This is a genomic window from Methylobacterium sp. CM6257, assembly GCF_054611515.1.
Map to the genome: position 1 here is coordinate 1,778,737 of NZ_CM137735.1, position 22,122 is coordinate 1,800,858.

Below are 22,122 nucleotides of genomic sequence, written 5' to 3' on the forward strand. Positions count from 1 at the left end.
TGCCCCACGCGGCCGTGACGGATCGAACGGCGCTTCCTTCATCGGCCTGCGTATTCGCCACTAGACGACGTACCGCCATCGCCAGCCGGTCAGTGTCGGACCACACCGGCTGATGATGACGCCGCGGGAGAGTCGCGACCTGCGCCTGCTGTTGAGTCACGTCACTCTGTCGCCCGACGCCACCGTCACCCGGGCCCAGGATGCCGTCGGCAACGCCGTGTTCCTCCGCCTCCCGGTTGCTTGAGACACCCCGTTAGCGGACGGTCTCCGCGACAGGGGTGAGGACGATGAGCTCGGATACGAAGGCAGATGCAGGCGCAGTCGGTCCTGGTCGCGGCGGGCGCATGTCCCGGCAGCGCAAGCGGGATGCGGTGCTGCGGCTGCTGCGCGGCGAGGACCTGGAGAGCGTCTCGCGCAGCTTAGGCGTGACGGCCGCGACCTTGTCGGGCTGGCGCGACGCCTTCCTGACGGCGGGCGAGGCCAGTCTCTCCACCCGGTCCCTTGATGCGGACGCGCTGGAGAGCGGGCGACTGAAGGCCAAGCTCGGCGAGATGCTGATCGAGCGCGAGTTGCTGGAGGCCAAGATCGCTGCCCTGGAGGCGCGCGGCCCCGGCCCTTTGGCCCGCAGGAGGTCGCGGCTATGAGCCGGGCCGTCTCGCCTGCCAGCGGCAAAGCTTACGGACTGGCCCGGGTGTGCCGGATCTGGCGCGTGTCGCGCGCCACCGTCCACCGGCACCTCTCACCCGCCCGGCCCGAGCCGTCGCGCCGTCCCGGCCCGGTCGGGCCGATGCCGGATGCGGCGCTACTCACGCAGATCCGCGCCACCCTCACGGACAGCCCCTTTCACGGCGAGGGTCACCGCAAGGTCTGGGCGCGGCTGCGCCACAAGGGCGTGCGCACCTCCAAACGCCGCGTGCTGCGCCTGATGCGCGCCCATGATCTGCTCGCCCCCTCTCGCGTCGGCACACCGCGCGGCCCGCGCAACCACGACGGCACCATCGTCCCGGAGAGGGTGGACACGATGTGGGGCACTGATCTGACCACCACCTGGACGGCTGAGGGGCAGGTCGCGGTGTTCGTGGCCGTCGACCACTGCTCGGCCGAATGCGTGGGCCTCCATGCGGCGCGCCGGGCCACGCGCTTTGAGGCGCTGGAGCCGATCCGCCAGGGTGTGCGGCAGCGCTTCGGCGGCTTTACGGCCGAGATCGCCTCCGGCCTGAGTGTCCGGCACGATCACGGCAGCCAGTACATGTCGGACGATTTCCAGGCGGAGCTGGCGTTCCTGGGTATCGCAAGTTCGCCCGCCTTCGTGCGAGCGCCGGAAGGAAATGGCTGCGCCGAGCGCTTCATCCGCACGCTCAAGGAGAACCTGCTGTGGGTGAAGCACTTCGACACGGTCGAGGACCTGCGCCGCGCGCTGCTGGCGTTTCGCGACCTCTACAATAAGACGTGGCTGATCGAGCGGCACGGGTTCCGACCACCAGCCGCCATTCGCACCGCGCAGCTTCCACCCGCGGCCTTGGCCGCATAGGCTTCAGATCGGTGTCTCACAATCCGCGGGCGGTACAGTGTCGATGGCCACATTCGCGGCCCCGACCGATCGCCTCGACGTGGAGAGTGTATCTCCGGTCGAACTCTCGGCAGAGGCTTATCCCATCTTTGCCATCGCCGCTTCCGCCATTGCGTTCCCGTTCCAGTACACCGACGACGAGTGGACGGACCTCGGCGGCCTGACGGCCCCGCAATTTCCGAAGGAAGAGCAGAGCCTGCGGGCTTTGGCGCAGGGGTTCGTGGCGTCCCGCCGGACCGACACCCTGTCGCTCCTCAAGGACCTGAACGCTGGGATCGGCGGTACCGTCGCCTACCAAGTCAGGGCAGACGAGGGCACGCAGTCGCCGAGCGAGACCATAACCCGCGGGATGGGATCATACCGGGGCCTGGCGACGCTCCTCGTTGAGGCGGTGCGCAGCCTCGGCTTCGGGGCCAGGATCGTGTCCGGCTACCTTCGCGAGTCGTCGCGAACGCTGCTCGGCTCCGCCGATGCGGGGGCTACGCATGCCTGGGCGGAGATCTGAACGCGAGCACGGCTAAGTCATTGATAGGGCAAGGGAGGCAAGGGTGCTGCGCTAGCAATGCGCTACTCTACCTATCCCATCTCTCGAATGAGTCAGAGGAGGAGACAAGGCAAATTCTGCAGCTCGTACGATCAAGGAGACCTCAAAACAAATTCGCAACATCGACAGGGAGTAAAGATCCTCAAATTTACGCACGTCCTGTACAGCGAGGCCGTCTCTGATCGTGCTAGGAAGCGGAGATCAGAGCTGCGATCGACCTAACGGATCTCACGCGCTGCATCTCGGCAGCATGGACGAGCCCTTCGACGCTGACGCTGAACGGACCATTGTCGACCCGAAGCTGGATCGGATCAGACAACACATCAGCCGTGGCATTATCCTAAGTATTGGTGCTGCGCACCGCAGGCTGCAAAGAAGACGAGATCTTGCGTGCGCCCATTGCGCTATCGGGAAGTGCTGAAGCGTCCACCGCATGACCGATCGCGAGGTGCGAATTCAACATCTGCGCCGCCATCAGCATAGTCAGAGCTGCCAACATAAGCCCAGTGCTGCCGATTACACCATAAACCATCGGCAATCCTGGACCACCGTGCTGCCCGTTTTGATTGGAACGCCGTTCAGCCACCTGGAGACCTCGCTGATCCACAGATGCGGATCCGATTAAGCAACAGGCTCTGCCCTCAATAGGTCCACCCCTGCGGCACTATGGTTGTCAGCGTAATCCACGTCCTCGGCGGTGGCCCCGGGACTTCGGAGCCGCGGGGCAGGGGGTGATTACTTGCCGCTCGGCGCTGCGCCGCTGCCAGGCGCGCTGTTGCCGGTCCGATTACCGGCGGGCGCACCAGGCGTGCTTACGGGCCGGCCGCCTGTGGTGCCGGGCCCAGTGCCCGCGCTCATTGAGCTGGATCCGGTGCTCATGCCCTTCTCAGCATTCCTCTCCACGGAGCCCGGGTTGTTCATGTTGCCTTCGGCGCTGCCGCATCCGGCGGTCCGAGCCATCGGGGCACCTGAGAGTGCGAGCGTGACCACGGCGGCCAGTGTCAGCATTTTCATCGGCATATTTGTTCCTCCGAGCGGATCCATACGATCTACCGGAGACCACACATCATCGCGGTCGTTATAGTTCAGGTGAGCGCTGTAAATTTGACATTAGATCTGCAATTGTCGCTTCAGCCGAAACGCCAGAATCAGCGCGCTTGGCACGCACACAAGACCGAGCAGGGCGATTGGTATGATGGAACGGCCCTTTCACCACGCGATGGTCACCGGCAGAGACGGACCAGACGCGCGACTGAGAAGGGCGCAGAGCTCAAGGTCAGCGACGTCCATAAGAGGCATGTAGGACATGATACCGCACGCTTCACTTGCGGCGACGGGCACAGGGCTGCCGCCAGGTAAATTCGGTTCCGGTGTCGCTCCGTCTACATTGTCGACTCGCCGCCGTACTCGACCGCAACTCGATTTCGGCGGACCTTCGGTGTGGCCGGTGCGTTGAGTGAGATGAACGCTCAGCTCTCGCCTGCACCGGACCGTGCCCGCCTCGCCCTTACGGAGTCTGCCCTCGCGGCAGCCGATGACCTCTGGCGGGCCGAGATGCATCGAAACTTCGGCACGGACGCAGTATTACGCTACGGCTACTCACCGGAAGGCCAAGGTGGCCTCGGGACATCGCTGCGACGGACCTACGAGGCCCGTCGGGTGGCGGTCGCGCTCTGGCGTCACGAGCGGCACCGGGCAGCGCCGCTGCCTTGAACTGGGCGGCTGGATCGACGAAACGGCGATTTGGCGAAATTCCGGACTGACGCGGCGGCCAAGACCGATATGCCCGAAGCAGGCAGCGTGATGCCTTCAGCGGTGCCGATCTGAAACGTGAATGCGCCGGACTCAATGATGGGCAGCGAGCCCGCGAGGAAGGTACCGGTTTGCGGTGCTACCCGCCATGAGCCTAACAGGTTGTTGAAAAAGTCGAAAAGCGCCTCAGAAGATCGAGGCGACATACCGCTGGCAGGTGCGGTTTACATATGGCTATACTAGATTCAGATCCAAATTCCACCTGTCTGGACTTTCTCAACGCCCTGCTAAGGGTGAGCGGCCGCTCAGTGGTAAGGTCGCGACTTGGGCGTGGTGATCGCGGCGCTGGCACAGGCCTTTGGACGGGCGCAAGCTCGGAGGGCGTAGGACAAGCCGCCGCTGGCGCGAGGATGAGTGATGCATAGGCACGCGGACACCGACGATCTGCGCCTCGACGCGCTCACCGCGAGCGCTTGGCACATCGGCATCGCGATCCGGGCGAACAGCCTTCAACCGGATCGCTACGTCAACCTCACTCCAGACCAAGCCATGCAGCTCGGCGAATGGATGGTGGAGCGGGCGAAGGCGCGTGGGGCCGTGAGCAAGGCGATCGACACCGACCGAATCGAGTTCTGACTTAGATGCCAACCCTTCGTCGCCAACTACCAGATCAGGACCTTCTGTCCAGATGTTACTGATTCCGCCAGGTAAAGGCTCGAACTGGATCTTCTATGTCTCGGCCCCATAAGCAGGCCACCGCCGATCATCAGCGACGTGCGGGGCTCGCCTCAAACCTGAGGCTCACGGGTTCCCGCTCATGCGATCGGTGGTGGCGCTCCTGCCTACTTCTGTGATGGCCGATTGGTGCCAAATCCGGGCTGCCTCTGGAATGTTGCGCCCTTCTCTACATCAGTTCGGCCAATCAAAAGCGCCTTGACGCGCGCGTTAAAATCTTCCGCTGAAACAGGCTGCGCTTTGCCGGTGATCAAAGCACGAGACATACTACCCTCCGCCAAACAGCCCAAGGCGCTCGATCGCGCGGAGGCATCTCTCAAAATGAGGCCGGGCTGCAGAAATTCAGGGCCTGACGATCTAGATTACAATAGAATCGATTGGTATAGTGTGGCGATCAAACGAAAATTCAGGCGGCTTTGCGTCGAACCCAGCGCGCTCGGAGGCGGCCGCGCTCGGGAGCTCTGAGATGATGGCCTCGGTACGGCCGATCGGTTACCAGAATGGAACGGGCCGCCGCCAAGCGGGATCGCGGGAGGCGCCGGCGCCTAGGCTCGATCAGAATCTCTAATCGTCGCGCGGCCAGATCGAGCACCTAATCTTGGCCATATCGTCGAGTATTTCCTTCGATGATGCGCCGACACGCGGCCCGTCCTCAGCACTGATCTGAATTGATCCAATGGGCTCCCAAGGAGCATTATCCGAGGGCAGGCTAGCCTCAATCTTGTCCCGCGTAGTGTCAACACGACGAGTGGCCCTATTAAATTTCCATAGCTCAATAACGAGCTCTTATTTGGTCCTCAGCATACACCAGCGTCCGACTGCTGAGAGCCGACAAACCTTTCCCGGCACCGGCCGGGCTGCCTGAAAAGGTCTATGCCAGTTACCGTGTACACCTCGCCGCCGACACGATGGGACTAACGTCAGCCGGACCGGTCCAGATACGCCTTCGTTCCAGCCGGCGCTGGGTGTAGGCTCTGTCGATGATAGAGCCCAATCAGACCGCCTTTATCGTGACGGTCAGCCTTCCGGACGAGAATGCGCCGGAGCGCCTGCTCACGCTGTCCTATGCGGTCATCGCCGATGATCCTGAAAGCGGAGTTCAAATCGTGAAGGATGCCGTCAAGGAAGCGGCAGAGGTCACGCTCACCGAAGTCCGCCTCTCCCAGGCTACGGCACAGGCGATCAACCTGCTTCCTGGCCACGCGCGAGCCCTATGACTATATCGGTCCGGGCGCGCTGCCTGATTGCGTAGGCAGCCCCTAACGAGCGTTCTGCCACTGCACCGTGACCTCGCGGAATGCCGTGTCGCCATCCGCCTCAGAGGCGCCATGAGAGCCAAATGACCGAGCCGACTGGCGCACCACCACGTCATCTCGCGTGATCGACCAAGCGAACCGCCCAGGCTCGGTCAAGGATGGCACAACGCGCAGCTTGTGCGGGTTCGGCTTGAAGATAATCATCGGACGTATGTAGGGCGGCGCACGCAGATTCATAGCGGAGAGCCCTCGCACTATGTGTGCTTCAATTTTGCCATGGGTGGCCGTCGCCTCGGCGGCCGCGCTCGTCATCAAAGCGCAATTGGGAACGCTGGCTGAGCGGAATGCGCCTCCGGGGAACGCCCTGAAGAATGCTTCCATGTCTCTACAACAGCCGCGACGCTGACTAGCCTTTCTGCAATGGTGTGTAAGGCTACGACACAGCGGTCTATCTCCAGCCGCCTATTCGGGCCTATAGATTGGTCGACCATTGTCAACGTGAACGCGTCTGCAGCTAAAACAAGCCGTTCCGCGACACGTCGCAGCGATTGTGGCCCAGTGAAGCTCGTTCGCGCATCGGCGGCGACGCAAGCCACCAGCCTCACGATTCCGGGCTCCAGCTGCATGCCCCAATGCTGTTCGTAGTCCGAGGCCAGCATCTGGCACTTGGTGAACCAGCTGAACTCAAGGCCGGTAAGTCGTGGACTAGACATAGCTCATTCCCTATGCACTCGGACGAAATCAATCAAAATCACGCTCGTTAAGCTCAACAATCCCATCGATGGTGCCGACGGCTTCGTGCTTTTTGCCGGCAGCGTCCTCAATTGCGGTCTGGCAACTTTCGAACAAATCGATTGGCTCGGAATTCTCATCGCCGAAGCAGTCGCGCAGGGCATCGATCGATATGCGACAGGGGATGAGCCTGCGCCCATCCGACATTGCAAAACGGACGTGCTCTCGCGTGTTCGCATCGATGACCGGCGGCCAACCGGGATAACCGACGATTGCCATGGCAAGCCCCTGCGGTTTTCAGTAGCCCTTCCCCCGGAGCAATCTCTTTCTAATCAACGAACCGAAACCGCCATTGGAGCCATAAACAGCAAATTTTATTTTGAAAGATTTTAGTACGAGCGAAGAAGCGTTCCAAAACGTCGATGAGCAGATTGCCTTACGGCAAGCCGAGCACGGACGCGTCCAAACTTCCCGCGGTATACCCGGACAATCCTCGGTGCCCCATCGCTATCGCCCGCGGCTGGCCTGGCGCTGTCATGCTGCTTGGGCCACTTCGTCGACTGCGGACATGACGCGGGTCGGCGCGGTATGGTGAACCAGGTGCCCGCAGCCCTCCACGACGTGCAGGCGGCTGCGCGGGTTCTCGCGATGGAAACGGCGCGCCTGATCTTCGATATCGACGACTTCGTCGCCGGATCCGGCTACGATTGCGACCGGCATCGCGAGCTCACCATAATGGTCCTGGGCAGCAAAGGCGTCCGGAACCATCAGAACCGCTTCAGCCGAGCTGGCCCGGAGCTGGAAGGGGCGCACAGCCATCTCGGACGGGAAGCTGTAGAACGACTCTGCCACAGCTGCGGGAGCGAACTTCTTGCGCACCATCGCAGGCCACATCAGACGAGCGATCAGCGGGGACAGCGTGTAGCGCAGCACGTCGCCGAACAGGGGCACCACCGGTCCAGACATCATCACGGCGTCGGCGCGTACGGACTGATAGTTGTAGCCACCTTCCAGGATCAGCCCGCGCACGGCTTCGGGGTATTTCAGGCCGAGCGCAATCGCCACCGACGCTCCCCAGGAGTGGCCGAGCGCGAGGTAGCGGTGACCCCGATCCGCGCGAGAGCTGCGTGCAACAGGTCTGCCTGCGCTACCGGCGTCCAGATGGTGGTGCGCGGCCGGTAGCTGTAGCCGTAGCCCGGGCGGTCAGACATGATCACCCGGTAGTGCTTTGCCGCGAGCGCGAGGAAGCCGCTCGACAGGAAGTCCTGGATCATCATGCCGTTGCCGTGCAGCAGCACGAGCGGCTCGCCCCGGCCGCACTCGACATAGTGGAGTCGCACACCGTCGACCTCGACGAAGCGGCCGATCGGCGGGGCAGCGACCTCAGCGGCGCGGGCACGGGCGCGAACCGTGAGGGCAGTGGCCGCGGAAGCGCCGACGATGAGGGAAGCGGCGAGGTAGGGACGCGCGGGCAGGCTTGTGCGCTTTGCCATGATCGGGATCTCCGGAAAGGAGCAGCGCAGACCGGGAGCAAGGAGCGTCACAAATCATGGTGCGATGCAACAGAAATGAACGGGTGAGGCCCGCACCTGTTCCGCTTGTGGGACAGGCATCATCTGCGCTTCGGCGAGTGGCTTCCCGTCACATTGTATCTTGCATCGCGTAATGCGGACGCTGGCCCCGATCTGTAGAGACGTACGACGGCCACTCACCGGTATTAAAGCCGTGATTGAGGGCCGCCAACAGTCCGCAAAGGGGCGGCGATATCCGGCCCGGGAGCAATGCAACCTTGCTCGTTGTACCACGTTGGTGTTCATCCATTCAACAGATTACCTGAGGCGCGGTCTTCGTGAGAAGTCGCGAAGCATTCGCATATGACGTTCGGTTCGACAGCCGTTCAAATCCGCGCCGCCACCCATATCGACATCTATGATCACGTCGTGCGGGCCGCCTGGTCCGAGCGCTTCGGCGTGACAGACGCGCAGCTGCGCAAGGCGGTGAGGATGGTCGGCTCCCGAATTACCACCCTCTCAAGTCACCTTCGCAGGCCGTCCGGATCATGACGGCCGTCGCTACACTCAACCAACGGGCTACGTTGGCCTCGCACCAGCTCGGTGTCTTGATCGTCGACGACGATGCAGTGCAGCTGATGGACATGGCCCAGACGCTGGCCGATGCCGGCATGGCCGTGTTCGAAGCATGCAGCGCTGGCGAGGCGCTTGGCGTACTCGGGACTCGCACCGACGTGCGCGTGATGATCACCGACGTCGATATGTGTCGCGGCGACCTGAACGGCTATCAGCTGGCGAAGGCGGTCTCGGCACGATGGCCTGAGATCGGGTTGCTGATCGTGTCCGGCCAGAGCTGGCCCAAAGCTGGCGACCTGCCGGAAGGCGCGCGCTTCATGGCCAAGCCGTACACGCCCAGCATGCTCACTGCCGACGTGTTCGACTTCGTGGCGCAGCAGAGCGGTAGCTTCTAGGCCGCCAATGGCGATGGCTTGAACCCGTAACCCGACGCGGCTGGCGGGCCGTGTAGCTGCGTGGGAATGTTCCGCACCATGACTGGATCAGCGGACTCGAGCAGGCGGTGTGAAGCCGCCGGGTCCGAACTGACGCGCCAGCCTCTCCGAGGTATACCGGCCAGTGAAAGCGTGACCTTGGCTGTCGTAGGATTAGCACTTTCGCGTGGCGAGTGCTAAGGTCGGACAGATCGGGCCGCGATGCTTTGCTGCGCCGCTACTCTCCCGCGATCGCGCCAACCACCTCGGTTGGATCTCGCTTGGGAGCGATCAGGATCTCACGATGAAATTCCGTCCGCTGCACGACCGCGTGGTGCTCCGTCGCATCGAGAGCGAGGAGAAGACCAAGGGCGGCATCATCATCCCGGACACCGCCAAGGAGAAGCCGCAGGAGGGCGAAGTCGTCGCCGTCGGTCCCGGCGCCCGCGACGAGCAGGGCCGCGTCAACCCGCTCGACGTCAAGGCCGGCGACCGCGTGCTGTTTGGCAAGTGGTCCGGCACCGAGGTCAAGATCGACGGTCAGGATCTCCTGATCATGAAGGAATCCGACATCATGGGCGTCGTCGCCGCCTGATCGGATCACCCGTCCCGCCCTTTGAGGCCGCCTGAGGCCTTGGGGCAGAACCCAACCAGACAAGAGGCAAACCATGGCAGCGAAAGACGTTCGTTTCTCCGCCGACGCCCGCGATAAGATGCTGCGCGGTGTCGAGCTGCTCGCCAACGCGGTGAAGGTGACGCTCGGCCCGAAGGGCCGCAACGTCGTGATCGAGAAGAGCTTCGGCGCCCCGCGCATCACCAAGGATGGTGTGACGGTCGCCAAGGAGATCGAGCTCGCCGACAAGTTCGAGAACATGGGCGCCCAGATGGTGCGCGAGGTGGCCTCGAAATCGAGCGACACCGCCGGTGACGGCACCACCACCGCGACCGTGCTGGCCGCCTCCATCGTGCGCGAGGGCGTGAAGTATGTCGCCGCCGGGATGAACCCGATGGACCTCAAGCGCGGCATCGATCTGGCGGTGGCTGCGGTCGTGAGAGATATCGGCGAGCGCTCCCGCAAGGTCTCCTCGTCCGACGAAATCGCCCAGGTCGGCACGATCTCCGCCAACGGCGACAAGGAGATCGGCGAGATGATCGCCCACGCCATGCAGAAGGTGGGCAACGAGGGCGTGATCACGGTCGAGGAGGCGAAGACCGCCGAGACCGAGCTCGACGTCGTCGAGGGCATGCAGTTCGACCGCGGCTACCTCTCCCCGTACTTCATCACGAATGCGGAGAAGATGGTCGCCGAGCTCGAGGACCCCTACATCCTCATCCACGAGAAGAAGCTCTCCTCGCTCCAGGCCATGCTGCCGGTGCTCGAGGCCGTGGTCCAGACCGGCAAGCCGCTGCTGATCATCGCCGAGGACATCGAGGGTGAGGCGCTGGCCACGCTCGTGGTCAACAAGCTGCGCGGCGGCCTGAAGGTCGCGGCCGTCAAGGCGCCGGGCTTCGGTGACCGCCGCAAGGCGATGCTCGAGGACATCGCGATCCTGACCAAGGGCCAGATGATCGCCGAGGATCTGGGCATCAAGCTCGAGAACGTGACGCTCCCCATGCTCGGCCGCGCCAAGCGCGTGCGCATCGAGAAGGAGAACACCACGATCATCGACGGCGCCGGCGAGAAGTCCGACATCGAGGGCCGCATCGCGCAGATCAAGGCGCAGATCGAGGAGACCACCTCGGACTACGACCGGGAGAAGCTGCAGGAGCGTCTGGCCAAGCTCGCGGGCGGCGTCGCGGTGATCCGCGTCGGCGGTTCGACCGAGGTCGAGGTGAAGGAGAAGAAGGACCGCGTGGAGGATGCCCTGCATGCCACCCGCGCGGCGGTCGAGGAAGGCATCGTCCCGGGCGGCGGCACCGCGCTGCTGCGCGCCATGGCGGCCGTTCAGGGTCTCTCGAACGACAATCCGGACGTCCAGGCCGGCATCAAGATCGTGCTGAAGGCGCTTGAGGCTCCACTGCGCCAGATCGCCCAGAACTCAGGCGTCGAAGGCTCGATCGTGGTCGGCAAGATCACCGACAACACCTCTTCGGAGACCTACGGCTTCAACGCCCAGACCGAAGAGTACGTCGACATGCTCCAGGCCGGCATCGTCGACCCGGCCAAGGTCGTCCGCGCGGCGCTTCAGGGAGCCGCTTCGGTCGCCGGCCTGCTGGTGACCACCGAGGCGATGATCTCTGAGGCTCCGCGCAAGGAGGCTCCCGCCATGCCCGCCGGCGGCGGCATGGGCGGGATGGGCGGCATGGACTACTGACCTGCCGAAAGTACTCCGAGTGCTTTCTGACGAGCCATATGTCGGTTCGTCGGAGAGCATTTCTGAGTAACGCTGGCCGGAATGTGTTGAACAGGTCACGCACCACTCCGCGAGTGCCGTGACCACACCGGCGGGCCCACGATCCGCGCGTTGTCATCATGATCAAGGCCGCTGGCTCGCATCGTGATGCGGCCTGAGGCATGCGGCGTCGAGGGGACCGATGCAGATCCCGATGAAGTTCCTCAGGACAGAGCCCATGCGCATTCTTGTCGGCTGCGAGATGACCTACGAGTTCCCGCAGCCCACCCCTGTCATCGCGACGCTCAACGTCCACGCCTCGCGCTTCTCCGATCTCGAGCGTCCCGACTACCTGATCACGGCCCCCTCGGTTCCTCTGGATGGCTACCGTGACAGCCTCGGGAATTGGTGCAGCCGTATGGTTGCGCCAGCCGGTCGGTTCACGCTGAAGACCGATACGATCGTGCGGGACCACGGCAGCGGCGATACCCAGGAGCCCGACGCTCCAGAGATCGCAGTCGAGAAACTGCCGTCGGACACCGTGCTCTTCCTCCTTGGCAGCCGTTATTGCGAGACCGACCGACTCTCATCGACCGCTTGGGATCTGTTCGGGCACGTACCGCCAGGCTGGAGGCGCGTGCAGGCGATCTGCGACTACGTTCACGATCGGATCACCTTCGGATACGAACATGCTCGCGCGACGCGGACTGCCTTCGACGTTTTCGAAGAGCAGCAGGGCGTCTGCCGTGACTACGCGCATCTGGCGATTGCGTTCTGCCGCTGTCTTAACATCCCGTCACGCTACTGCAACGGATATATCAGCGACATCGGCCTGCCTCTACCACATGCGCCCGGCGATTTCGCTGCTTGGATGGAAGTTTATCTTGGGGGCCGCTGGCACACCTTCGATCCGCGTAACAACAGCTCACGCATCGGCCGGATTCTCATTGCCTATGGCCGCGATGCTGCTGACGTGCCGCTGACGCTTACTTTTGGGCCGAATAATCTCATTGGGTTTCACGTGGTGACAGAGGAAGCACCAGCATTGTCTTAGACGGTTGGTGTAGTTGCCGTCGGCCACGGAGGGCGACGGGCAGAATAACGACACGGTGTTTTCGCTGCTGCGCCGATCATCCTTTCGATGCATCCGGATAGGGCGGACGAGGGCTGGAACGTCCGTGGACAACGTCATTCGCGGTGACCTCATCATTGGAGGCGCGAACCGACCGATGGGGCTTGAGACACGTCCGACGAAGCTACGCCGATCATCAGCATGCTCTCCGCTGCGATGGTCGAAATACGGGCGCCAGACGTCGGCGCGAAAATCCGATTTGGCCTCTGGTGGGAGAGCCTCGGCGCGTATTGTGAGATCGCGTTGCGGGTTCGCAGCCAATCCCTTGAAGATGCGATCCCACTTGCGAAGGAAGAACTGCATCGGATCACAGCCCTGCTGGCGAAGTCAAACGGGGCGGCAGATCGAGCATCGAGCGGAGCGGAATCCCCAGCACCCTTCTTTCGGCCATGGAAGCAGCCGGACCCAGATAGCGGGGCGTAACACCCGGCGCGCCGAGATTTGAATCGGCGTCCGACTCGCGGCCGTGTCCTCGACGGGGGCAGGGGAGATGTCGCAATGAAGCTCGTGCCGAGGCATGCGGCTGACCTTTTCGGCATCAAGAACGCGCAACGGCGGGCAGGGCTATGAGACGTGGCGCGGAGTCGAGTGGCTCTCCGCGCCCTCCCTGCGACCGAGCGGCATGACGATCTGCGTCATTCAGGGAAATTGCCGCCAAGGAATGCACACGCTGACGGACGAGGGTGTCCACTGAGGGATGAGCCCGCCGTACCTCGGGCTGCGCTCGTACTGCCGGAGGAACATCCGCAGAACGCGCAGAAGACCGGACCTAAGCTGAGATCGGTCGCCTTCCGTCGAGCAACGAGGTTCGCGCCGTGCGAATCTACGGGCGCGCCGTACCAGCGATCCAATGTTACTGCTGACGCGAGTGAGCGGATGCAGAAATGTCCTCTTCCGATATTTAACGCAAAGCTTCGCGAAATATCAGCACAAGTATCCTTGCGGCATTGCTCTTCGCCTTCAGCCCACAGAATGGGCGCTGAACTTTGCCTCTCGCGGGGTTGCAGTACGAAGGATATCTATGAGCTTAATGATAGTAGAACAAGCTTGCTTCCTGGCAGCTTCAACGTTGACCTTCCCTTCAACCAATAACGAGACCGATAGAGCACGTGATGCATCCAGGGCCGCATCAATCGCATGGTCGAGCGATGGTGTTGGCACCAGCCAGTCGTGTAAGCACTCACTCATGGCGTTGGCTGTCTCACACAACCAATGTGCCGAACCTAGCTCGGCCCCTTCAATGCCCTCAAGCCAGGGCTCGATAAAGAGTGCTGCCCAGCAGGATAGGCCGTCAAGCATCGGATTGTCGCTGCTGGGCGTTCTTGCGACAAAGCCGAACTCGGCTCGGACATGAAGCGGGGAGGGCACCCAGGGCGGGACATCTGGTGCTCCGGGGCGAGGCATCGGCATCACTCCCCAAATGGGACCAGCGCTCCTCTTCGTAGAGGCGGGCGCGACCTCTCATGATGAAAAGTCTTTGCGTTAGAATTCGTTGCGGTGCGCGGCGCGATAAAACCCCTACTCCGCCGCCAGAACAGGTTAAATCACTTCGCTCATACCCGAGAAGCGTCAGAGAATTTGCAGCTTTCCTGCCTCGAAGATCGTCCACCTCGGGATTAGCGCAGATGGTACCGTGCGAACACACGATCGGGGTTATCGCATGAGCGTACCCGCCCGCCACACGCCGGGCGCAGAACCTCACCTGCGCATCTCCTGCGTCATTAGTAAGCGCGCGCCGGCCGTTACGGTTGACGGCGCGCTTTTCTCAGTCCGCAGCTGCTTAAGACGCGTGGCGAAGTGAAGCAAGCAACCTCCAGCGAGGATGGCTATAAAAATCAGCGACGTGTCAAATACCTGCATGGATTGATAAACCGTCGGATAAATGCTGCCGTACAGCTCTACTGGCTCGATCGCGATAGTGGCGCTCGTGCCAGGATCCTTGCTCCACGGAGCTGCCGGCGTGTCTCAGAAACGCTCCTTCAACATAAAGGTGGGATGGCGTGGCCCCGGTTTATCCGCCAGATCACTGCGTACGCGCATACCGCCCGGGGCATTCAGATCGAGTGTTCTAACTCGGTCTGGGACTGTCTCACTGGTTTTCGGCATGTTCGACATTCCGTCGTCCGCGCCAACAGCAGGAACCGCGACAATTTGCGCGAGAGCTGGCGTGCTTACGATCACGGCAGCTGCGGCAGAGAATTTGAAAAGAGAGTACATTTTTAATTCCTCGATCCGAAAGGATTAATAACTCAGCAAAACTCCTTTTCGTCCAGTTCGCAAAGTCCGTTACAGACGTCGGCGCCGGCGTACTTTCTATTGGCCGCGACCTCGATGTCGCTTTTGCCGCTGTCACACAGATCCACCGGCTAGGAATTTTCCTCGCCGAAGCAGTCGCACAGAGTGCGGATCGACATGCGACAGGGATGAGGCTGAGACCGTCGGACATTGCAAAAGGGACGTGCTCTCGCGTGTTCGCATTGATGACTGACGGCCAGCCCGGGCATCCGAGAATTGGCGTGGTAAGCACCTGAGGTTTTCAGCAGCCGCTCCCCAACACGAATCCTTTCTTAGACAACGAGCCAAAGCGTGAGGCGGACCATGGCAGACGCACTTTATTTTCGAATTTCTAACGCGAGGCGCAAAGACGCACGCTCAGCAGAGACTTGTAGGGAGGACGGGAGAGGTCCATAACCGGGTACCTGCATCCGTGCAGTTTCGTACTGAGGATGCGCTATGGCGACCGTTTCAGATCTCTCTCGCCAGGCCGAGCGGATCAACCTTGAGGTCGCGGCAGGAGCCGATCTGCAGATCGGCCGGATCGTCCGAAGCTCACGGTTCCAGCAGCTGATTGCTGAGCGCACGCGCTTCGGCTGGATCCTCACAGGTGTGATGCTGGTGGTCTACTTCGGTTTCATCGGTCTGATCGCCTTCGACAAGCAGCTTCTGGCGGTAAAGCTCGGCGGTACCGCCTCGCTCGGGCTGTTTCTGGGCGTGTTCGTGATTGTATTGGCCTTCGCGCTCACCGGGATCTACGTCGCCCGCGCCAACACGCGCTTCGACGTGCTGAGTGACGCACTTAGGCGGGAGTTCGGCCGCTAATGATCAGCCATTGCTTAGGGACATCTGCAGCCTGTGTTACTCTTGCAGGCGCTCAACCGCTGGAGGTCGCCGACCACCGCCAAGATCGATCTTGATGACGCCGATCTTGCGCCAAGACCGACGCGGCTGCGCTGAAGCGCCGGGATCATCAGGCCGCAGAGCCGGGACCGACTGCGGCTCGGGCGTGATCGCAACAGACACACGATGACCGGAACTTGCTCATCTTGGACTTGCTTCGGTTTAGTGGAGAGCTGTTTGGTGGGCGATGCCCCTCTCGAATTGGGTGGGGCTGATGAAGCCGAGCGCCGAGTGACGGCGTCGGGGATTGTAGAAGCCATCGATGTAACGGGCCAGCGCGACGATGGCCTCGGCTCGCGTCTGGAACGCGGTGCGCCAGATCATCTCGCTCTTCAGTGTCTTGAAGAACGTCTCGACCATCGCGTTGTCATAGCAATTCCCCTTGCCGGACATCGAGATCACGATACCATTTCCTCGTAGTTCCGCCTGATACTCAGTCGAGCAATACTGACTGCCGCGGTCGGAATGATGCAGTAAACCTGGTCCTGGCTGCCGAACGACGAGCGCGCGTCGGAGTGCGGTCAGCGCGAGTTCCTTGTGAAGCCGGTCGCCCGTCGCCCAGCCTACGACCCGTCGGGAGTACAGGTCGAGGACCACCGCCAGGTACAGCCAACCCTCCCGCGTCCAGATGTAGGAGATGTCGCTTCCCCACTTCTGATCCGGCCCGGCCGCCGTGAAGTCCTGGTCGAGGTGGTTGGGCGCGATCGGGAAGGTGTGGCCGCTGTCCGTCGTGCGCCGGAAGCGGCGCGGCTGGCGGGCCTTGAGCCCGTTCTCCCGCATCAGCCGGGCCACGCGCCGCCGGCCTGCCGCCAGGCCCTGCTCGCGTAGTTCGTGCGTCATGCGGGGGCTGCCATACGTCTCGTGCGAGAGCGTGAAGGCTGAACGGACATGGGCGAGCAGCACGGGGTCTTCGCGCTGCCGCGTCGAGGCCGGACGGTTCTTCCAGGCAAAGTAGCCGCTCGGACTGACGTCGAGAACCTTGCACAGGCGCGCGACCGGGAAGTCCTTCTTCGCCGCATCGATGAGGCGGAACCTCACCGACTTCCCTCCTTGGCGAAAAAAGCCGTGGCCCGCTTCAGGATCTCCCGTTCCTGGCGGAGTACCTCGTTCTCGCGGCGCAGGCGCTTGAGCTCGGCGGCCATGTCCTCCTGACGGTCGGCTGGCGGCGCGTCCATCTCGCGATCACGCTGCCCGTCGATCCAGTTGCGCAGCGTCGAGAGCCCGACGCCGAGATCGGCGGCGACCGCGCGGCGGGACCGCCCGCTCGTCTGCGCCAATCGCACCGCCTCAGCACGAAACTCAGGGGTAAAGGTTTGCTTCCGGTCTGCCATCGGAACCCTCCTCCTTCAGGAAAAGAGCTCTCCACTTTTGCGGAGCAAGTCCATCTCTGTCCAGCCGGCCTTCCCGAGCTTGGCGTCGGCAGGTGAACAGCAGCCCTTGGGCGATCCCGTGTCGGCACGCTACCGAACACACCGACACCCCGGCCACACATGACCCTTGGATGATCCGCCCCCTGTCCTCCAACGACCAGCGCCGCCAACGTTCGGCCCTCCCCAGTAGCTCGACCCACATCATTCCGACCCGCTGACCTCAAAGCCAGCATTAAGGTCTGGCCTCATCGGACGGTGCAATGCCGTCCAGCGCGGCCGTCACTGGATGCGCACTGGTCAGTGCTCAGACAATCACGAGCAGGGCCGCCGATGACATCACCGGCCTCCTCGGTGCGCCATCCGGTCTTGGCGACTCCGTGCCCGCCAAGGGCGCACAACGATTGGTCGGCGCGCAGCCGACAACGCGCTTAGTGCAGCTGCAGCGCTTGCAGCGCCTTGCGCAACACGCGCTCCGCACACGGCTTGGGGATGAAGTGTGCGGTGTCCGGCAACAGTGCCGCCTCGTCGGGCGTGCAGCCCGAGCAGACAATAACTTTGGTCTCCGGCCAACGCGCCACGACGGCATGCGCGAGGTCGCAGCCGTCCATTACGCCGGGCATGTTGATGTCAGTTCAGAGGAGCGCGACCCCAGCGTGCGCCTCCAGGTGCTGGAGCGCGCCGTTCGCGTGCTCGGCCTCCAGCATCTCGAAGCCGAGGGAGGTCAGCATGTCGGAGGGGGCGAAGCGAATGATCGCTTCATTTTCGGCGAGGACGTCGAGGCGGCGAGGGTCTGACATGGATTAAGCACTGCGCCGGGCCATAGCGCGTTTCAGCATAACCTTCGATCCTTTCAGCCCAGCCGGCAGCGCGCGAGCCTCCGTCCGAGCATCGAAGTACTTGCACACAATCCCTTCGATGTCCCTCACGACGACGGCAGACGACCCGTTCTAGGGCCGCAAAGCAGAATCGGGACAGCAGCGTGCGAAATTTTTAAACCTACTTTCACGGCAGCTCAAGGGGATGCTGAAGTTCCTTCCGCGAGATCGAGTAAAATTTATAAAATAGAGGCTCCCAATTTATTTTGGAACCAAGCCACTCGCGGCATCTTGATCGATAACCACGCGGCCACGGCGATGGTCAGCGCTGAATTTGTTGAAATTTTCTCTCCGAGGACAAACAAGGAGCTTGACCATGGCTGGCCGCACACGCTTTGGACGGAAACAGCGCCTCCCGTCTACAATCCAAATCAAACATGATCTCATCGAGATGGGGCGAGCGGACATCCTCTTATTTGAAATTCGCAAACAATCATGCGCGACGGAAGAGCTCAAAAACATCATCGACGGCTTGATCGCTGAGCACCACATCTCCCGCGATCGTGCGAAGATGCTGATAAACCGCTTTGGGCGGGAGAAAGCTACACTCGCAGCTGCGGGCAATGATCTGGCGTCGAGGAAGCACGACTACGGCATTGGCTGAGCCGGTCCCGGCGCCTCTTATTTCCTTCATCGGACCAGGCCTACCATCTTGTTTGGTACGACCTGCGCTCTCTCACATGTTCGCATACAGTGCGGCAGGGCGCTTCTCATTGCGACGCCTTAGGTGGGGCGGCAGAGCAGGCTTTCTACTGCGGCTTGAAGCTACAGGCCGAGCGACACGTTGATCCTGCGTGAATGACGAACGCCTCACAAATAGGGAATTTTACAAGATGACGACCGAAGCGAACGAAGTTCAACGTCAGAGGCTCGATTTGGAGGCAGAGCACGAAATGACAAGGCTTGGAATAATCCGAGTGCCGGCCGATTATTTTCGATATCGTGATTTTCGCTACACGCATTTGCAAGACGCCCTGGCTCAGGCTAGGCGCGATGCCGAAGCCGAACAGCGAGCGGGGACGTGGAGCATCTCTCGTCAGACCAAATAAAGCAGCATGGATAAAACCTATACGCGATTCTGCACGGACGCGGGACGGTGCTGTCTTCCTGTATTCTGAATTCTACTCGCAACGCTGCTTCAGCCTAACTGCTCGAGTCCCACGCGGCTTCACGAACTACACAACCGTCAAGTTCACGCCGGCGAATGACATCTCACATCAAAAGGCGATGGTAGCTGCGGGTGCCGTGCAGGCGAACGTTGGCGCCGGTGTCGAGCCAGGCCCTGAGCTGGAGCACGGTGCATCGCTGGTTCTTGCGCCTGTCGCAGGCAGGCGTGTTCGAGCGCCTCGCCCACGCTCTCACGATGGCCGATCGGGAGCGGGTCGGACGCGAGGCCAGCCCGACCGGCTGTGTCATGGATGCGCAAGCGGTGCGCTCGGGCGGCATGGGGGTGGCAGGCGAGCGCGGTTACGATCCAGCCCGGCGGGTCGTCGGGCGCAAACGCCACGCGCTGACCGACACAGACGGCCGCCTACTCGTGGCTGGCGTTTCATCCGCTGACCTGCACGACAGCCACGGCGGCATCGCCCTTTTGCGGGCTTCGCGCGGGCTATTCCCTTTCCTGACCCCACTGCTTTGCTGACCGCGCCTACAGAGGTGAGCGCGTCGGCATGGCCACGGCCATCGTGGTCGAGATCGTCGAGGCGGAAGCCGGGCAGAAGGGCTTTGCCGTTCAGCCCAGGCGTTGGGTGATCGAGCGGACATTCAGTTGGATCAGCCGCTGCCGCTGGCTCGCGCGCGACCACGAAGCGACCCCGTCCTCAGCGCTCGCCTTCTTCGTGCTCGCTGCGGCCATGATCCTCGTCAGGCGGCTCGCGAGAGCGTTATGAAACGGGGTCTCACGCGTCTTCCGACGCCCGGAGGTCCCACAACTGCCGACGCAGGACCCACAAGGCGTCCATCTGCGCCCAGAGCTGCTGCTGCACCTCCACGGTTGCGGCCTCAGTCCTGCTTAGGGCGGCGAGCGCAATAGTCGCTGCCGTCGAGCGCATCTCAGCCTCCGCGATGCGGCGGCTCAAGCTCTCCACGGCTGCCTCGAAATGAGTGTTGGCGATACTCATGCGTCGGATGGGACATTCGCCAACAGAATGTTCCGTTGGGTGCGGACCAGGGCGAGGCTCATCCTATAGGACGCGAGCAGCATCTCATTCTTAGCCGTGACATGGCCGTGTTCGGCCAACTCAGCGGCCAAGATGCACTGGCAGTGCAAGCGCCGTTCGCAGGCGATGATATCTTCGTTCATGGCGACGAGCGCCTCAATCCACAACAGCGACATGACCCGCGCCCTCCAATCCGGCGCCTCCTCGACAGGCTAGGGTTGAAGCTCGTGGAGCAGGCGCGAAGTGCTCGATGAAGCGAAGGCCGTCCCATAGCTCGACAGCACATTCCCCCTTCAGGGTTTCCGTCATCGTGAGCGCTTCGAGATCGCTCTCGGCCGTTATGGGGAGAGCCATCAACACGCGGCCATCAGCTGCCAGATGCAAAACGCGACAGGCCTGCGGCGGGAAGAGATCGTTGATGAGGGGATTGGTTGGCATAGGGGCGCTCCTCGTCCTAGTCAGGCGGGAGCGCAGTAGTCTCTCAGGCGCTGACGCCCGGTGGGTCATGGTCAGCGATGACGTAGCTTAGCATTACAGTTGCGTTTTTGTGCGTGTTGGCTGACGGTTGGCCCGGCTTGGCTTCCGGCGCTGCCGCCGCCGTTTGGCGTCTGACGCGCGTTGTTTGAGATGGGCCTGGCGGGCGGCCGCCTGACGGGCCCGTCGCCAGAGCGACCATGCGATGACGTGAGCGGGCTGAATGCGCCGCTGCGCCAGCCGCACCGCGATGCGACGGATCTCCTGCACCGACCAGCGGATCAGTGGGCGCGCCGTCTCGGCCGGGCTCGGCTTTTTGGGGGCGGCGCGTTGGCGTGATGGCGGATCACCGCCAGCAGGGCGAAGGCCATCATGACCAAGCTGACGTGCCGGTGCCAACCGTGCCAGGAACGGGTCTCATTGTGAGCGAGCCCGAGTTCGGTCTTGGCCGTCTCGAACGCGTCCTCGATGCTCCAACGCCGTCCCTCGACGCTGACCAGGGTCTGGATCGGCGTGCCGGCCGGGCACCAGGTCGTGAAGTAGGCCCGCTCGCCATCGCTCAGGCTGCGGCGGATCAGGAGCCCCCGCGTCCACAGGCCGGTCTGGTCGTAGGCGGCCCCATCGAGGTTGGCCAGTTCACAATAGGCCCAGTCGTACAGCCGCGCGCCCTTCGTCCCGTCGCCCGCCGACAGGCGCGTCCAGGCCGAGGAAGCCAGGCCATCCGCGATCGTCTCGGCGGTGCCGGCCACCAGCGGCTTGCCGGCCCAGGAGTGGAACGGGTGATCGCTCTTAACCCCGAGCACGTAACCCTTGCCCGCCCGCCGCAGTGCCATCTCGATGTCGCCGACCCCGTAGACGGTGTCGGCCGCCACCCAGGAAAACGGCACGCCGGCGGCCATCGCCCGCTCGATCATCGCCAGAGCCAATCCCGGCTTGGTTGCGAAGGTCGTCCCCTTCGGCACGTGGGCGGCGGCCAGCCGGGCTGGATCCGAGGTCCAGGTCTGGGGCAGGTACAAGGCCCGATCGATGAAGGCATGACCGTGCCGTGAGACATAGGCCGCGAATACGCCGATCTGACAGTTCGTGATCTTGCCGGCCAAGCCGGTGTACTGGCGATGCACGCCGCACGAGGCCTTGCCCTGCTTCAGAAAGCCGGTCTCGTCGAGAACCAGAACCGCATCCGGGTCGGCCAGCGTCTCCAGAGCATAGTCACGCACCACGTCGCGCAGAGCGTCGGCGTCCCAGCGTCCGCGCCCAAGCACCGCCTGCTGGCGCCAGGGCCCCGGATCGCCCGCGGCTTCCGCCCGCATCCAACCCGTCTTGCGCCGCTCTGCACCGAGCAGTCCATCCAGGAACGCTCCGGCCGAGGCGGCGACCCGGTCCTGGGTGAACAGAGGCCGCATGCGCCCCTTCACCTCCCGGAGCGACGAGGCCCACAACTCCAGCGTCGCCTCGACCGAACTCTCCGACGTCCATGATGCGCGAATCATGGCCACGCAAAGAGTCAGAACCT

The 22,122-nt window shown here is 62.7% G+C and carries 24 protein-coding genes and 2 pseudogenes; 13 read left to right on the top strand and 13 right to left on the bottom strand.

The genetic code is table 11. From position 1 onward, the window contains the following. Positions 1-76: 76 nt before the first annotated feature. The 3 genes and pseudogenes from ACYCO6_RS08615 to ACYCO6_RS08625 all read left to right on the top strand — a co-directional run. A pseudogene (locus ACYCO6_RS08615) lies at positions 77-244 on the top strand (transglutaminase N-terminal domain-containing protein); the annotation flags it as partial. Between the two features lie 43 nt (positions 245-287). Beyond that, a protein-coding gene (locus ACYCO6_RS08620) for an IS3 family transposase (RefSeq protein WP_459761871.1) occupies positions 288-1,531 on the top strand; the annotation gives its coding sequence in 2 pieces (ribosomal slippage) (positions 288-612 and positions 612-1,531; 1,245 coding nt in all). 43 nt (positions 1,532-1,574) lie between these two features. Further along, the gene (locus ACYCO6_RS08625) at positions 1,575-2,075 is read left to right on the top strand and encodes a transglutaminase-like domain-containing protein (protein WP_459771080.1); all 501 of its coding nucleotides are present in this window, start codon (positions 1,575-1,577) and stop codon (positions 2,073-2,075) included. A gap of 379 nt (positions 2,076-2,454) precedes the next feature. Here the strand turns inward: ACYCO6_RS08625 and ACYCO6_RS08630 are convergent, their stop codons facing one another. Beyond that, the gene (locus ACYCO6_RS08630; RefSeq protein WP_459771082.1) at positions 2,455-2,700 is read right to left on the bottom strand and encodes a hypothetical protein; all 246 of its coding nucleotides are present in this window, start codon (positions 2,698-2,700) and stop codon (positions 2,455-2,457) included. Between the two features lie 1,583 nt (positions 2,701-4,283). On the opposite strand from ACYCO6_RS08630, the gene ACYCO6_RS08635 reads away from it, so the two are divergent. Both ACYCO6_RS08635 and ACYCO6_RS08640 read left to right on the top strand, forming a co-directional pair. After that, positions 4,284-4,502: a hypothetical protein gene (locus ACYCO6_RS08635; protein WP_459771084.1), complete on the top strand. Its 219-nt coding sequence runs from the start codon at positions 4,284-4,286 to the stop codon at positions 4,500-4,502. Between the two features lie 1,079 nt (positions 4,503-5,581). Continuing rightward, complete coding sequence (locus ACYCO6_RS08640) at positions 5,582-5,818, top strand: hypothetical protein (protein ID WP_459771086.1); 237 nt, start codon at positions 5,582-5,584, stop codon at positions 5,816-5,818. A gap of 780 nt (positions 5,819-6,598) precedes the next feature. Here the strand turns inward: ACYCO6_RS08640 and ACYCO6_RS08645 are convergent. The 3 genes from ACYCO6_RS08645 to ACYCO6_RS08655 form a co-directional block, all read right to left on the bottom strand. After that, positions 6,599-6,868: a DUF1488 family protein gene (locus tag ACYCO6_RS08645; RefSeq protein ID WP_459771088.1), complete on the bottom strand. Its 270-nt coding sequence runs from the start codon at positions 6,866-6,868 to the stop codon at positions 6,599-6,601. Between the two features lie 255 nt (positions 6,869-7,123). Continuing rightward, complete coding sequence (locus ACYCO6_RS08650) at positions 7,124-7,654, bottom strand: alpha/beta fold hydrolase (protein ID WP_459771090.1); 531 nt, start codon at positions 7,652-7,654, stop codon at positions 7,124-7,126. After that, positions 7,633-8,082, bottom strand: coding sequence for an alpha/beta fold hydrolase (locus ACYCO6_RS08655; protein ID WP_459771092.1), 450 nt, complete (start codon positions 8,080-8,082; stop codon positions 7,633-7,635). The genes ACYCO6_RS08650 and ACYCO6_RS08655 overlap by 22 nt, the downstream gene beginning before the upstream one ends. A gap of 381 nt (positions 8,083-8,463) precedes the next feature. Here ACYCO6_RS08655 and ACYCO6_RS08660 point away from each other — a divergent pair, with 381 nt between their 5' ends. The 5 genes from ACYCO6_RS08660 to ACYCO6_RS08680 all read left to right on the top strand — a co-directional run bounded on the left by ACYCO6_RS08660 (position 8,464) and on the right by ACYCO6_RS08680 (position 12,476). Further along, positions 8,464-8,652 (top strand): DUF3606 domain-containing protein, encoded by a 189-nt coding sequence (locus ACYCO6_RS08660; protein WP_459771094.1) that lies wholly within the window; start codon positions 8,464-8,466, stop codon positions 8,650-8,652. Positions 8,653-8,708: 56 nt separating this feature from the next. Further along, a complete protein-coding gene (locus ACYCO6_RS08665; protein ID WP_459771096.1) occupies positions 8,709-9,071 on the top strand; it encodes a response regulator in 363 nt (120 codons plus the stop codon). Between the two features lie 322 nt (positions 9,072-9,393). Then, positions 9,394-9,684: a co-chaperone GroES gene (gene groES, locus ACYCO6_RS08670; protein WP_459771099.1), complete on the top strand. Its 291-nt coding sequence runs from the start codon at positions 9,394-9,396 to the stop codon at positions 9,682-9,684. A 73-nt stretch (positions 9,685-9,757) separates the two neighbouring features. Further along, positions 9,758-11,404 (top strand): chaperonin GroEL, encoded by a 1,647-nt coding sequence (gene groL, locus ACYCO6_RS08675; RefSeq protein ID WP_459771101.1) that lies wholly within the window; start codon positions 9,758-9,760, stop codon positions 11,402-11,404. A gap of 256 nt (positions 11,405-11,660) precedes the next feature. Next, positions 11,661-12,476 carry a transglutaminase-like domain-containing protein gene (locus tag ACYCO6_RS08680; RefSeq protein WP_459773482.1) on the top strand — a complete coding sequence of 272 codons (816 nt, stop codon included), beginning with the start codon at positions 11,661-11,663 and terminating at the stop codon, positions 12,474-12,476. 1,038 nt (positions 12,477-13,514) lie between these two features. Here ACYCO6_RS08680 and ACYCO6_RS08685 read toward each other — a convergent pair. Next, entirely contained in the window at positions 13,515-13,853 is a 339-nt protein-coding gene (locus ACYCO6_RS08685) for a hypothetical protein (protein WP_459771103.1), read from the bottom strand. Positions 13,854-15,287: 1,434 nt separating this feature from the next. On the opposite strand from ACYCO6_RS08685, the gene ACYCO6_RS08690 reads away from it, so the two are divergent. Continuing rightward, positions 15,288-15,653, top strand: coding sequence for a DUF485 domain-containing protein (locus ACYCO6_RS08690; protein WP_459771105.1), 366 nt, complete (start codon positions 15,288-15,290; stop codon positions 15,651-15,653). A 240-nt stretch (positions 15,654-15,893) separates the two neighbouring features. Here the strand turns inward: ACYCO6_RS08690 and ACYCO6_RS08695 are convergent. From ACYCO6_RS08695 to ACYCO6_RS08710, 4 genes are all read right to left on the bottom strand, one after another. After that, positions 15,894-17,062 (bottom strand): IS3 family transposase gene (locus ACYCO6_RS08695; protein WP_459771107.1). Its coding sequence is split into 2 segments (ribosomal slippage): positions 15,894-16,795 and positions 16,795-17,062, totalling 1,170 coding nucleotides; the frame shifts between segments, so codons are not numbered across the junction. Next, complete coding sequence (locus ACYCO6_RS08700) at positions 17,031-17,306, bottom strand: transposase (RefSeq protein WP_459771109.1); 276 nt, start codon at positions 17,304-17,306, stop codon at positions 17,031-17,033. The genes ACYCO6_RS08695 and ACYCO6_RS08700 overlap by 32 nt, the downstream gene beginning before the upstream one ends. A gap of 223 nt (positions 17,307-17,529) precedes the next feature. Beyond that, positions 17,530-17,721 (bottom strand): hypothetical protein, encoded by a 192-nt coding sequence (locus ACYCO6_RS08705; protein ID WP_459771111.1) that lies wholly within the window; start codon positions 17,719-17,721, stop codon positions 17,530-17,532. A 12-nt stretch (positions 17,722-17,733) separates the two neighbouring features. After that, positions 17,734-17,898: a hypothetical protein gene (locus tag ACYCO6_RS08710; RefSeq protein ID WP_459771113.1), complete on the bottom strand. Its 165-nt coding sequence runs from the start codon at positions 17,896-17,898 to the stop codon at positions 17,734-17,736. Between the two features lie 394 nt (positions 17,899-18,292). Here ACYCO6_RS08710 and ACYCO6_RS08715 point away from each other — a divergent pair, with 394 nt between their 5' ends. Together ACYCO6_RS08715 and ACYCO6_RS08720 are read left to right on the top strand one after the other, a co-directional pair. After that, complete coding sequence (locus tag ACYCO6_RS08715; RefSeq protein ID WP_459771116.1) at positions 18,293-18,580, top strand: hypothetical protein; 288 nt, start codon at positions 18,293-18,295, stop codon at positions 18,578-18,580. 684 nt (positions 18,581-19,264) lie between these two features. Then, positions 19,265-19,865 (top strand): annotated as a pseudogene (locus tag ACYCO6_RS08720) (IS5 family transposase); the annotation flags it as partial. 9 nt (positions 19,866-19,874) lie between these two features. On the opposite strand, the gene ACYCO6_RS08725 reads toward ACYCO6_RS08720, so the two are convergent. The 4 genes from ACYCO6_RS08725 to ACYCO6_RS08740 form a co-directional block, all read right to left on the bottom strand. After that, positions 19,875-20,096 carry a hypothetical protein gene (locus tag ACYCO6_RS08725; protein WP_459771118.1) on the bottom strand — a complete coding sequence of 74 codons (222 nt, stop codon included), beginning with the start codon at positions 20,094-20,096 and terminating at the stop codon, positions 19,875-19,877. Beyond that, positions 20,093-20,311: a hypothetical protein gene (locus ACYCO6_RS08730; protein WP_459771120.1), complete on the bottom strand. Its 219-nt coding sequence runs from the start codon at positions 20,309-20,311 to the stop codon at positions 20,093-20,095. Before ACYCO6_RS08730 ends, ACYCO6_RS08725 begins: the two co-directional genes overlap by 4 nt. Then, positions 20,292-20,573, bottom strand: coding sequence for a hypothetical protein (locus tag ACYCO6_RS08735; protein WP_459771122.1), 282 nt, complete (start codon positions 20,571-20,573; stop codon positions 20,292-20,294). Before ACYCO6_RS08735 ends, ACYCO6_RS08730 begins: the two co-directional genes overlap by 20 nt. A gap of 317 nt (positions 20,574-20,890) precedes the next feature. Next, complete coding sequence (locus ACYCO6_RS08740; RefSeq protein WP_459773483.1) at positions 20,891-22,099, bottom strand: IS701 family transposase; 1,209 nt, start codon at positions 22,097-22,099, stop codon at positions 20,891-20,893. Positions 22,100-22,122: the final 23 nt, after the last annotated feature.

Excerpts from the sequence above, each read along its gene's own strand:
- ACYCO6_RS08730 (WP_459771120.1), bottom strand. The coding sequence starts at position 20,311 with ATGTCGCTGTTGTGGATTGAGGCGCTCGTCGCCATGAACGAAGATATC.
- ACYCO6_RS08635 (WP_459771084.1), top strand. The coding sequence starts at position 4,284 with ATGCATAGGCACGCGGACACCGACGATCTGCGCCTCGACGCGCTCACC.
- ACYCO6_RS08680 (WP_459773482.1), top strand. The coding sequence starts at position 11,661 with ATGCGCATTCTTGTCGGCTGCGAGATGACCTACGAGTTCCCGCAGCCC.
- ACYCO6_RS08735 (WP_459771122.1), bottom strand. The coding sequence starts at position 20,573 with ATGCCAACCAATCCCCTCATCAACGATCTCTTCCCGCCGCAGGCCTGT.
- groES (WP_459771099.1), top strand. The coding sequence starts at position 9,394 with ATGAAATTCCGTCCGCTGCACGACCGCGTGGTGCTCCGTCGCATCGAG.
- ACYCO6_RS08725 (WP_459771118.1), bottom strand. The coding sequence starts at position 20,096 with ATGAGTATCGCCAACACTCATTTCGAGGCAGCCGTGGAGAGCTTGAGC.
- ACYCO6_RS08655 (WP_459771092.1), bottom strand. The coding sequence starts at position 8,082 with ATGGCAAAGCGCACAAGCCTGCCCGCGCGTCCCTACCTCGCCGCTTCC.
- ACYCO6_RS08715 (WP_459771116.1), top strand. The coding sequence starts at position 18,293 with ATGGCTGGCCGCACACGCTTTGGACGGAAACAGCGCCTCCCGTCTACA.
- ACYCO6_RS08700 (WP_459771109.1), bottom strand. The coding sequence starts at position 17,306 with ATGATGTGGGTCGAGCTACTGGGGAGGGCCGAACGTTGGCGGCGCTGG.
- ACYCO6_RS08685 (WP_459771103.1), bottom strand. The coding sequence starts at position 13,853 with ATGCTTGACGGCCTATCCTGCTGGGCAGCACTCTTTATCGAGCCCTGG.
- ACYCO6_RS08705 (WP_459771111.1), bottom strand. The coding sequence starts at position 17,721 with ATGCCCGGCGTAATGGACGGCTGCGACCTCGCGCATGCCGTCGTGGCG.
- ACYCO6_RS08660 (WP_459771094.1), top strand. The coding sequence starts at position 8,464 with ATGACGTTCGGTTCGACAGCCGTTCAAATCCGCGCCGCCACCCATATC.
- ACYCO6_RS08640 (WP_459771086.1), top strand. The coding sequence starts at position 5,582 with ATGATAGAGCCCAATCAGACCGCCTTTATCGTGACGGTCAGCCTTCCG.
- ACYCO6_RS08625 (WP_459771080.1), top strand. The coding sequence starts at position 1,575 with ATGGCCACATTCGCGGCCCCGACCGATCGCCTCGACGTGGAGAGTGTA.
- ACYCO6_RS08690 (WP_459771105.1), top strand. The coding sequence starts at position 15,288 with ATGGCGACCGTTTCAGATCTCTCTCGCCAGGCCGAGCGGATCAACCTT.
- ACYCO6_RS08645 (WP_459771088.1), bottom strand. The coding sequence starts at position 6,868 with ATGGCAATCGTCGGTTATCCCGGTTGGCCGCCGGTCATCGATGCGAAC.
- ACYCO6_RS08740 (WP_459773483.1), bottom strand. The coding sequence starts at position 22,099 with ATGATTCGCGCATCATGGACGTCGGAGAGTTCGGTCGAGGCGACGCTG.
- groL (WP_459771101.1), top strand. The coding sequence starts at position 9,758 with ATGGCAGCGAAAGACGTTCGTTTCTCCGCCGACGCCCGCGATAAGATG.
- ACYCO6_RS08710 (WP_459771113.1), bottom strand. The coding sequence starts at position 17,898 with ATGTCAGACCCTCGCCGCCTCGACGTCCTCGCCGAAAATGAAGCGATC.